Genomic DNA, 10,390 nt, shown 5'->3' with positions numbered 1-10,390 from the left:
CGATGCGGTACATAGAGGGTTTTGAGTAGAAAAATGCTAGTTGAAAATGTGTAAACCTATTTCAGGACTAGACACTGCTTTCTGAATTTGCCCCTCCCGAGCAGGGATCAAATAACGCTCATCCCCCACCTAATACTGTCGATACTGATAATGCGAGGCAATGAACAAGCGGGTTCCTGCCCGCGAGCAAGACAATCAGGAGGTCTGCATGAAAACAAGCGCAGTAGTGTTCACTCTCGCCACGCTGGGCATATCGATGGCACAGACGACCCAGGCAAGTAATACAGGACGCATCGAATTCAGCGGCGCCATCGTGGAGGATGCCTGCCGTGTCAACCAACTAGAGAAGCAGATGCAGGTCACCTGCCTCTCAGGCTCCGCACAAACAACCGAAACAGTTAATTTGCAAAAACTGGCAAGAGAGGCATCCCTGAATCTCTCCCACAGCCAGGTCTCCTACCAGTGGGTCGATGATCGCCACACTATGGCAATCGTCACCGTCAGTCACAAATAACGCCCACTGCCGCTGGCAGAAACAACAACGGCGACCATAGGGTCGCCGTTGTCATTACCGGGTCTCGAGTTCAAGTCATCAGGCTTGAGGATTGAGACGGGTCGGCATGCCGGTACGCTGTTCCAGCACCTGCTTGACCACGTTGGAGTCAGACTCGGCGTGAGCGATGAAGCGGGTGATGGCCGGTGTCATCGGGAGCGGCACGGAGGCGGTGGAGTTGAACTCCTCCTCGGTCCGTGACAGCGGCTCGTGCACTTCCATGTAGCGACCGCCATCCGGCTCGACCGTGGTCTTGACCGGCTGGTTGACGAACTGGACGCGGGTACCGACCGGCACGTTGTCGAACAGATACTTGATGTCGTCGGCACGCAGACGTACGCAGCCGCTGCTCACCCGCAGACCGATGCCGAAGGTGGCATTGGTTCCGTGGATGGCATAGAGGTTGCCGATGTAGAGGGCGTGCAGGCCCATGGGGTTGTCCGGGCCGGCTGGCCAGACCGCAGGCAGTGTGATTCCCTTCGCGGCGTAGCGACGACGAATGTTTTCGGTCGGGGTCCAGGTCGGGTTGGCGCGCTTGCGCTCTACCTTGGTGATCCAGTTCTCCGGGGTGTTTACCCCCAGCTGACCGATGCCGATGGGCAATACCTGTACCACGTTCTTCCCTTTCGGATAGTAGTAGAGGCGCATCTCGGCGACGTTGATGACGATCCCTTCGCGGGGCGCGTTGGGCAGGATCAACTGGTGAGGGATGATCAGGGTGCTGCCCGCTTTGGGCAGATAGGGATCAACGCCCGGGTTGGCCTCCATGATATTGGTCAAACCCAACTGAAACTCGGAGGCTATCTGCTCCAGCGGACGATTGTCCGCAGGCACCACATATTCCAGATTCTCACCGATCAGACGGCTGTTGGCCGCAGGCAGACGGTACTCGACGGCGGCAGCCTGCTGGCTGATCAGCGCAAGTGTGCATAAAAGGGCCGAAGCGGCAGTGCGAAGGGGGCTCATAAAATTCCTGTGTGGTTTCCTGTACCAAATGGGCCGGAGGCCATCTTATCTTCGGTCTGCCGGTGGCGGGTCAACCTGCACCACGGCGCCAAATAACCGAGCGCGCATTCTTTCCCGAGTCGGCCAAAATTTCAACTTCCATATGTTGCTTTTCTTGTTAAAAGTGGCCGTTTTCGGTGTGATGCTTATCAACAGAGCAAAAGCCCCCTTGGCAAGTCGCCATTGAAAGAGAGATGTACAGCATAGCCCCCTCTCTGCGGACCAACCCCGCCCCCTTAGACCACAGCGCTGTGCCACCTGGTGTCACGGTTGCAGCCCTGGCTGAAACGTTTGTCACCTCGGAGGAGATAGGCCAATGTTGACTGTGGCACTTTCATTGGAGCGAAAAGGTGGAAAATAGCGCTTCGACTACAGCAGGGACTGGCTGCCACCATAAAAAAACCGCTCCGAAGAGCGGTTAATGGAGCCACCAGGCAACCATAAAAGGGACTTCAAGCGTTGTCATTGGAATTACTGGACGGCCGCCTCCCCCGCCGCACCACTCTGCTCTTTGAGGAAGCTGATCCAGGGGGATGCCCGACCGCTGACGTTGCCATTCTGAGCCGCCTGGGTGAAGGCGTTGAGGGCCTCCTTCGGCTTTTGTTGCTCAAAATAGGCGACCCCGGTCAGGAACTTGAGATCCGCCCGCTGTTCACCATTTGCATTGGCTGCCGGTTTGGCGGCCAGCGCCACCAGATCCTGATAGCGTTTGCTCTGGATCATCATGCGCGCCATTTTCAGCTGCAATTCGGCGCTCGGGGCCAGCTGGTAGGACTTGGCCAGGGTGTCGATGGCCGGATCCAGCTCCTTGGCCTGATGCCAGTAGTTGGCCAGGGTCTTGTAGTTGCCAGCGCTCTGCTCAATCACCCCGTCCTTCATCCCCTTCTCCATCACCCGTGCGGCGCGATGGGGAATGCCGGTGAAGGCGAGGTAGTTGGCGAGACGCTGCAGCTCGGCAGCCTCGGTCAACATGCCGAGGTTGTAGGCCGACTCCAGCGCCGCCAGCGCCTTGCCATCGTTGCCTGCCTGCATATGCATGGCCGACAGCTGGGTCCAGTACTTCTTCTTCTCCGGGAACATATTGACCAGAGAGGTCAGCACCTCGGTCGCCGGTTTGTACTGTTTCAGCTCGTAGTGAGCGCCCATCTTCAGCAGATACCAGGACTCCGGCGCTTTACCTGCCGACAGCTTGATCGCCTGATCCACCGCCGGGATCGCGTCACGGTACTGCTTGAGCTGCACGTGGGCGTTGGCCAGCGTGATATAGGCATGGGAGTTGGGCTTGTCATCCTTGCCCTGGTTGGCAAACCACTCCTTCATGGTCTTGATCGAGCCCTGATAATTACCCTCAGCCATATAGAGCTGGGCCAGGTTGTAGCGCACCTGCTGGGCCACCGGTGGCGGCAGGCCGCCTGTCGCGATGGCATCGGCAAAGTACTTGGTCGCCTGACCGTATTTCTCCTGCTGGGCGGCTACGAAACCGAGAGTCTGCAATATGACCCCCTTGTCGTAGACCCGATCACCCACGCTGGAGAGTGCCTCCTGCAATCTGGCATTCGCCAGACCGTATTGCTTGTCAGTGATCAGCTCCTGCGCCTTGTTGACCGCCCGATAGGCCCGATCCGACAGGGCCGGCTGCTCGGCGGCCCAACTGGCGGTGCTGAGCAGCACCGCCATGGCGACCGGGGCGAGGATCATCTTGTGTAACTTGTTCATCGCCACCTTCCTTAGTTGACCGCAAACTCGATCTCTTGCTGCATACGGCTCGCCTGCGGCTTGCCATCCACCATGGCCGGTTTGAACGTCCACTTGGCAATGGTTTTGCGCGCCTCTTTGCCGAGGTCATAGCTGCGCGGCTCTTCCTTGACGATCCGCACGTTGCTGACGGTACCGCGCTCGGTGACGGTGAACTCCACCAGCACCTTGCCGGAGGCCAGCCCCGCCAGTGCAGCCTTGCGGGGCATCATGGGCTCGAAGGTGGCCAGCGGAATGGCGCCGTTGTTGCCACCGACGCCGCCACCACCGCCGCCGGTGCTGTAAGCACCCAGCGCGTTGCCACCACCGATGTTGACCGGGATGTCGAGCTTGGGCATGTCCATCGGCGCGCTCTCCATCTTCGGCCGATCCGTGCTGGCCACTTCCATCTCGGGAGGCGGTGGCGGACGCTTGGGCGGCGGCGGTTTGGGCAGCTCCCGCTGTTTCTCTTGCAGGGTCTCCTGGGGCTTGAGGCGGATGAAATCGGTCATGGTGACATCATCCTTCTCCACCAGCTCCCGGTGATCCGGTGTGATCAGCTTGTTCATTCCCAGAAACAGAAAGAACACCACCACACAGGAGACCGCCAACGATATCAGGTATCTCATAGGTCTCTCTCCGGCATCAGCTGCTCTTGTCTGCCGCGATGGAGATGTTCTGGACACCGGCCATGCGGATCTGATCCATGACCTGCACCACCAGACCGGAACGGGATTCGTTATCGGCCTGGATCACCACGGCGCTCTCCGGGTTTTCGGCCCGCAGCCGCTCGATGTTGGCGCGCACCGCCCCCACCTCGACCACCCGCTTGTCGACCCAGACCTGACCGTTTTCGCGTACCGCGACCATGATATTGCCCTTCTTCACCGTCTCGGCCGTGCTGGCACTGGGACGGTTGATCTCGACACCGGACTCCTTGACGAAGGAGGTGGTGACGATGAAGAAGATCAGCATGATGAACACTATGTCCAGCATGGGGGTCAAATCGATAGCCGCCTCGTCAGCACCGCTGTCGCTGTAACGTTTTCTCATAGCAGAAACTCCTTGCTTGTTCTGTGCCCCCGGCAGGCCATGCCTCGCCGGGGGTATGCATCCTGCATCAACCGTGTTTCAGGTTGTCTTCCAGCTTTTGCACCGCCAGTTTGGCCTTGTGATCGAGCTGGTTGACAAAAAACAGGCCGGAAAGGGCGGCGATCATGCCCGCCATGGTCGGTACCGTTGCCTTGGAGATCCCCGATGCCATCGCCCGCGGCGAACCGGTGCCTGTGATGGCCAGGGTGTCAAACACCTGCACCATCCCCACCACGGTCCCGAGCAACCCCATCAACGGGCAAAGAGCGATCAGCACCTTGATGACCGGCATCCCCTTATCTACCGCCATGGCGACCCGTGAGACCAGCTCGCGGCGGATCTGCTTGGCAGACCAGGAGAGATGATCGGTACGGGCCAGCCAGGTGGCCTTGGTCTGCTTCACCTGCTTGGGGTAAACCGCCATAAAGTAGAACCAGCGCTCCAGCAACAGGGCCCACATCATCAGGGTCAGGAAGAACAGGGCGACCAGTACATCGCCCCCCAATCCCAAAAACCGGCGGACCGACTCGACTTCTTCAATCAACCAGAACCACATGGGTGACTCCTTACGCTGCGGCTTTGGAGGCGTGCAGACGTTCCTGATAACGGGCAACGAAACCGGCGCTCTGCTCTTCCAGCACCTGGATCAGACGACGGCTCTGGGTCTGCACAATGGTGTAGAGGAACAGCATGGGCACCGCGACGACCAGACCCTGCATGGTGGTCACCAGCGCCTCGGAGATACCGCCCGCCATCAGCTTGGGATCGCCGGTGCCGAACAATGTGATGGCCTGGAAGGTGGCAATCATCCCCACTACGGTACCGAGCAGCCCCAGCAGCGGCGCGACGGAAGCGATCAGCTTGATGATGCTGATGCCCTTCTCGAACTTGGGCACGTTGCGCAGGATGATCTCGTCGAGCTTGGACTCCAGATCCTCGATGTTGTCACCGCGATGGCTCTGGTAGGCCCCCAGCATGTCACCAATGGGGTTGCCCTTGATGATCTGATCAGATTTCAGCTGCTTGCGCATGGACGAGCCGATCAGCGACAGGCGGATACCGCAGAAGATGGCCAGCAGGGTACCGAGCACGCCGAGCACCATGATGACGTAACCCACTTCACCACCCTGATCGATCCGCTCCTTGAGAGTCGGTGACTGCACCAGCAGAGAGAGGATCACGCCGCGAGACGGGTCGATAAAGATGGGCTTGACCCCGTCACCGCCCTGTTCAAACTCGGCGATCGGTTCCAGCACCCCCTTGTCAGGTTGACGGGAAAGCTGCTCGAACTTGCCGGTCTCCGGCACGAAGGTGAGGTACTTGCCTTCGGAGACAGTGTTGAACTCACCGATCTGGGTGACCGTCTTCTCGGCCTGGTTGCCTTCGCCGTAGACCACAGTCGCCGGGATCTGGCTCACCTTGCCACCGTCCACCATGCGGCTGAGGGTGGTGGTCCAGAACGCTTCCAGATCGTCGCTGGAGGGGAGCTCTTTACTCTCGGCCAGACGGGTCAGCAGCGCGGTCTGTTCCGGATGCTCGACCCGACGGGCGGAGGCGTTGAAGATCCCCTTGAACTCACCGGCGAACTGACGCAGTACGCCGAACATCTCGCCCATGTTGCCGGAACGCTGGCGCAGGGTTTCGGTCAGTTCGGTCAGCTGCTTGTCGTTGGCATCAAAGGTCGCCTTGAGCTGCTCGCCCTTGGCGGTTTCGGCAGCCAGCTCGGCCTTGGCCTTGGCCAGCAGCGCCCCCTGCTCGTTCTTGTCAGCCAGGAAGCGGGCTTCCCGCTCCTTGTTGAGTTGGGATTCGCTCAGGCTGGAGGCCTTGACCTGGTTCAGCAGCGCATTGAGATCCACCGGTTTTTCGGCGGCGGTCACCGGCAGGGTGACCAGGGTTGCTCCCGCAATCAGGGAGGCAATCGCAAGTTTGATTCCTTTCATGATGCTTTCTCCGCAGTTTGAACCGGCAGCTTGATCAGCGCGGGAGGCGCCTGTTTCTTGGCGATGCGAAGGCCCTGTTCAACCGCACTGCGATACTCCTGGGGCAACTCTTCCCACTGGCGAGTCTTCTTGTTCCACATCCCGGTCTCATTGCCATCCGGGGATTGATAGAGCAGCGCGATGCGACCAACGCGCAGGAACTCGTAGGTCTTCTCGCTGCCATCCTTGTCCAGGCTCGCCTTGTAGGATTCGATGGTGCGGCTGAAGCCCTCCTCGATCTGGTAGGCCTCCAGGATCTTGCGGTACTTCTCGGAGATGGTGACATCGGCCCGGTTCATCAGGTCGGTCAGGGCTGCTACGCGGTCCTCGCGCTCGACCTTCTGGAACGGCAGATCCAGCGCCACAAACTGCTCGAGGGAGTCGATCATCTTGAGCATCAGGGGGACAACTTCGGTGCTGGTCTGATCAATCTGGGCGATCTGCTTTTGCATCGACGCCAGCTCGGCACTCTGGGACTCGACCATCTTGCTCACCTGCTCGTTGTAGGTGCGCAGACTGTCGACCTGACGCAGGGCTGCCTTGTACTGGGCCAGTGCGGATTCGGCAGATTCGGCATAGCTGTCGATCTTCTGCTGGGAAACTTTGGATGCGTTGTCGGTGGCGGCTTGAGCGTCCACGGCCTGACCGGCAGTGGCGGCACTCAGATTGAAGCTGGTCAACAAGGCGGCCGAAACCAGGCTGCCAAGGAGCGCTTTCTTCATTGTAATGGTCCTTGTCTTCATAGGATTACCCTATCTCCGTAACTTCCTTGGACGTTGGGCACAGCCGGCCCGACCGGGCCGACTGAGGTTGTATATCAACGGGGTTGATTAGAACTTCTGGGTGTAGTCGATGTAGTAGACCCGTCCGTCAATGCTGTAGAGGTATTCATCGTAGGTGTAACCATCATTTGACAGGGAAGGTCCACGGTTGAACATGTTCTTCACGCCGGTCTGGATCTTGGCATTCCAGCTGGTATCGACCGCGACGTTCAGGTTCCAGATGGTGTTGGAAGCAATATGGCCCTCTTCCTTGTCATCCACATAGTCCTGGCTCTGGGAGTCGATATAGTTGGTGCTCAGGTAGGTATCCAGATTCCACAGCTGCGGGAAGTTGGCACCGATCCCGGAGTTGAAACGGAAATCGGGTTTGCCATTCCAGCCCTTCTTGTCAACCATTGGGCCACCAGCAAACAGACCTTCCTCATATTTCAGGATGTAGCTGCTGCCAAAGTCGTATCGCAGGGTGAAGGAGTTGAAGTCGTACTTGTAGTCCGCCTTGAAGTCGATACCACTGGTCTTGAGTTGCCCCAGGTTGACCATGCCGGCATAGACCTTCTCGACATCGCCGTTGGCGTCACGAATGACGTTCGGGTTGCTGCCGGTATTGAGCTCCTGATAGAACTGGGTCTGGGTGGTAGCCAGCTGGATTACGTCATCAATCTTGATGTAGTAGTAATCGAGCGACAGGTTCAGATTGTCCAGCGGATTGTAGGCCGCCCCGATAGTGAAGGTATTGGCGGTCTCTTCCTTCAGGTTCTTGTTGGATTGGCGCGTTGTCTCGTACTGCTCTTCGGAACAGTTGGCAATACCATTGGCCTGGCAGTAGACATAGTCCTTGGCAAAGTCCGCTGACTGGGCATCCGCCGCATAGAGATCATTCAGACCCGGCGCGCGGAAAGACTGGGACCAGGAGGTACGGAACATCAGCTGGTCGAGTGGCTGATAACGCAGACTCGCTTTGGGCGAGAAGGCGCTGCCAAAGTCGCTGTACTTGTCGTAACGACCCGCCAGGTTCAGCTCGATCTGCTCGGTGATGGGGATCAGGCTCTCGATGTAGGTGGCAAACACATCGCGCACACCGCTACCGGAGTTGCCGGATGAACCCAGTACGTTACCCGCTTCGGACTGGCTGTCGTAGGTGTCGGAGTAAACCCAATCGTTATACTCGGCACCCAGATACCAGCTGACCGGGCCAGCAGGCAGTTCGCCCATCTCCCAACCCAGACCGCCATACCACTGGAAGAAATCCATCTTGGAGTTGCGGCTGGTGGTATAAGAGAGATCCTTGGTGGCATCAGCGGAGAAGCTGCCGTTGACGAAGTTTCCACTGTTTACCTGAGTCTGAACCGCCGGCTCCAATACATAGCCATTACCAATACTCTGGTTATCTGTCTTGGAGTACATGTAACCGGCGTTCCACTCCAGATCGCCAACCGCCTCGGTCGGAACCACCCCTTCAAAACCCAGGTTCAGAGTACCGGTCAAGTCGGTCACTTCGTTGTCACGGGGACCGACGTTGTTGAAGCGGTAGTAAACCGTCGCAGCCTTGGCGGTGCTGAAGTTGTTGGCAGACAGGACTGCAGCGCTTTCAGGGGTGGAGCCATCCACGGTGAAGGCACCTGCAGCAGGGGCGAAACGACCAAAACTGGTGACCCGGGAACCAATCATCTGTGGCACGAAATCCACATTGTCGTTGATATGGTAGCGGCCGTTGACATAGACGGTGTCGCGAGTACGCGAGGCGGTCTTGGCTGCGACCTGGGCAAAGTCGAAGCGGCAAGCCGTACCCTTGGTGACAAAACCGGCGCCGGTGCTTTCACAGTCGACCCCATTCAGAGTACGGGTTACGGTCTTGCCAGTTGCCGCGTCTACTCCCTTGATATTGCGACCATAGAGGCTAGGAGACTCAGCCCCCTGCTTGGCCAGATAGTCACGATCCTTGTAATAGATCTCGTCTTTCACATCATGCTCGTAGACCATCATCAGGGAACCTTTCTCACCCGAAATACCGCTGACGATGGAACCACTCTGTTCGTCACCACCTTCCTCGGTCGGTGAACCGACGCGCCCCTGGAATGACAAACCTTCAAAACCCTCTTTGAGGATCACGTTGATAACGCCACCGATGGCATCAGAACCATACAGGGCAGAGCCACCGTCCAGGTTCACTTCCACCCGCTCAACGGCCGCCATGGGGATGGTGTTGAGGTTGATGGCGGTGCCCCCCATGGAGGGAGAACCGGCGATACGCTTGCCATTGAGCAGCACCAGTGTGCGATCTTCACCAAGGCCACGCAGCCCTACGGTGGCTTGTGACTGGGCTGAGCTACCGGAGGATGGAGAGAAACCACCAAAGGAGTTGTAGGAGGCCTGTTTCAGATAATCAGCCACAGTCTGCTGGCCAGACTGTTCAATTTGGGCCTTGCTGACAGAGACAACCGGAGTCGCCCCCTCAACATCAACACGAGAGATACGGGAGCCAGTGACTTTGATTTTCTGCAGTTTTTCGACGTTCTGCCCTTCTTCGGCAGATACGGATGGGGCCGCCGCAAGGCTCGCCAAGGCGAACGCAATCGCAGCAGAGATTCTGCTCTTCCTAAGCATCGCTTATATCCTTCCTGGTTGTTTATTGTTTGCTTCCTGATACCGCCCTCTTTGGAGCGATGCGTAAGGCTTATCAATCTTTGACTGGCGACGTCAATGGAGTGGGGGGATCGGGAGGGTGAGATGTGGAATAAGCGGAGTGTATTAATTTTGACCGGAATAATTAGTGAATAATTCTGCCAAAAACATCCCGCGCAATGTGAAATCGTTGTTAAAACATGTAAAGGACGCTGAATTAAAAGTTGATGAACTTATTTGTTTACGTGCTGTCTCTTTATATCTTATTTCGATTTATTGGCAAAAATAAGAATAAAACTCTATTTTAATTATTATTGTGACTGACCACTCCGATGGGGGAGATAGATAAATTTGTCGAGATGATATCGTTTTCCCTTCTTTGACAGCAGAAACAAAAGCACTTAAAATTCAATCACATAAACAAAAACAAGATTCAAACAAACAGCTGTTTATATTTTTTAAAATAATGTTGAGCAGTAGCGTTTTGTTTTGATTTTCACTTTTCAGATAAAAAACGTCATTTTTCGGTGCTTTTGGTCTCAGCGGGTCATTTGTCCCAGTTTTCCATTTCCTTGTACTTGATTTTTGTTGCAGAGCTTTTACAGTGGCCAAGCGGATTGTCT

General features: G+C 57.0%; 9 protein-coding genes. 1 reads left to right on the top strand and 8 read right to left on the bottom strand.

The genetic code is table 11. The features are described 5' to 3' along the window. Positions 1 to 208: 208 nt before the first annotated feature. Positions 209 to 514, top strand: a complete 306-nt coding sequence (locus G5182_RS19610; RefSeq protein WP_421231782.1) for a type 1 fimbrial protein — start codon at positions 209 to 211, stop codon at positions 512 to 514. Between the two features lie 78 nt (positions 515 to 592). Here G5182_RS19610 and G5182_RS19605 read toward each other — a convergent pair whose 3' ends face one another. The 8 genes from G5182_RS19605 to G5182_RS19570 form a co-directional block, all read right to left on the bottom strand. Further along, complete coding sequence (locus G5182_RS19605; RefSeq protein WP_421173211.1) at positions 593 to 1,519, bottom strand: L,D-transpeptidase family protein; 927 nt, start codon at positions 1,517 to 1,519, stop codon at positions 593 to 595. Positions 1,520 to 2,029: 510 nt separating this feature from the next. Continuing rightward, positions 2,030 to 3,274, bottom strand: coding sequence for a tetratricopeptide repeat protein (locus G5182_RS19600; RefSeq protein ID WP_216951981.1), 1,245 nt, complete (start codon positions 3,272 to 3,274; stop codon positions 2,030 to 2,032). An 11-nt stretch (positions 3,275 to 3,285) separates the two neighbouring features. Continuing rightward, a complete protein-coding gene (locus G5182_RS19595) occupies positions 3,286 to 3,921 on the bottom strand; it encodes an energy transducer TonB (protein ID WP_005343441.1) in 636 nt (211 codons plus the stop codon). A gap of 16 nt (positions 3,922 to 3,937) precedes the next feature. Then, positions 3,938 to 4,345, bottom strand: coding sequence for an ExbD/TolR family protein (locus G5182_RS19590; protein WP_005338933.1), 408 nt, complete (start codon positions 4,343 to 4,345; stop codon positions 3,938 to 3,940). 67 nt (positions 4,346 to 4,412) lie between these two features. Further along, positions 4,413 to 4,940 carry a MotA/TolQ/ExbB proton channel family protein gene (locus G5182_RS19585; RefSeq protein ID WP_005338936.1) on the bottom strand — a complete coding sequence of 176 codons (528 nt, stop codon included), beginning with the start codon at positions 4,938 to 4,940 and terminating at the stop codon, positions 4,413 to 4,415. A 10-nt stretch (positions 4,941 to 4,950) separates the two neighbouring features. Further along, positions 4,951 to 6,324: a MotA/TolQ/ExbB proton channel family protein gene (locus tag G5182_RS19580; RefSeq protein ID WP_107682561.1), complete on the bottom strand. Its 1,374-nt coding sequence runs from the start codon at positions 6,322 to 6,324 to the stop codon at positions 4,951 to 4,953. After that, positions 6,321 to 7,085, bottom strand: a complete 765-nt coding sequence (locus G5182_RS19575) for a DUF3450 domain-containing protein (RefSeq protein WP_005343435.1) — start codon at positions 7,083 to 7,085, stop codon at positions 6,321 to 6,323. The genes G5182_RS19580 and G5182_RS19575 overlap by 4 nt, the downstream gene beginning before the upstream one ends. A 108-nt stretch (positions 7,086 to 7,193) precedes the next feature. Continuing rightward, positions 7,194 to 9,749 carry a TonB-dependent receptor gene (locus G5182_RS19570; protein ID WP_216951982.1) on the bottom strand — a complete coding sequence of 852 codons (2,556 nt, stop codon included), beginning with the start codon at positions 9,747 to 9,749 and terminating at the stop codon, positions 7,194 to 7,196. Positions 9,750 to 10,390 lie beyond the last annotated feature (641 nt).

The organism is Aeromonas sp. 600948 (genome assembly GCF_049174875.1).
Lineage (GTDB): Bacteria > Pseudomonadota > Gammaproteobacteria > Enterobacterales > Aeromonadaceae > Aeromonas > Aeromonas veronii_A.
This window is presented reverse-complemented; position numbering and strand designations above follow the sequence as displayed.

Bases quoted from the DNA above. Each gene is read 5' to 3' on its own strand.
- G5182_RS19590 (WP_005338933.1), bottom strand. From the start codon at position 4,345: ATGAGAAAACGTTACAGCGACAGCGGTGCTGACGAGGCGGCTATCGAT.
- G5182_RS19610 (WP_421231782.1), top strand. From the start codon at position 209: ATGAAAACAAGCGCAGTAGTGTTCACTCTCGCCACGCTGGGCATATCG.
- G5182_RS19570 (WP_216951982.1), bottom strand. From the start codon at position 9,749: ATGCTTAGGAAGAGCAGAATCTCTGCTGCGATTGCGTTCGCCTTGGCG.
- G5182_RS19585 (WP_005338936.1), bottom strand. From the start codon at position 4,940: ATGTGGTTCTGGTTGATTGAAGAAGTCGAGTCGGTCCGCCGGTTTTTG.
- G5182_RS19575 (WP_005343435.1), bottom strand. From the start codon at position 7,085: ATGAAGAAAGCGCTCCTTGGCAGCCTGGTTTCGGCCGCCTTGTTGACC.
- G5182_RS19595 (WP_005343441.1), bottom strand. From the start codon at position 3,921: ATGAGATACCTGATATCGTTGGCGGTCTCCTGTGTGGTGGTGTTCTTT.
- G5182_RS19600 (WP_216951981.1), bottom strand. From the start codon at position 3,274: ATGAACAAGTTACACAAGATGATCCTCGCCCCGGTCGCCATGGCGGTG.
- G5182_RS19580 (WP_107682561.1), bottom strand. From the start codon at position 6,324: ATGAAAGGAATCAAACTTGCGATTGCCTCCCTGATTGCGGGAGCAACC.
- G5182_RS19605 (WP_421173211.1), bottom strand. From the start codon at position 1,519: ATGAGCCCCCTTCGCACTGCCGCTTCGGCCCTTTTATGCACACTTGCG.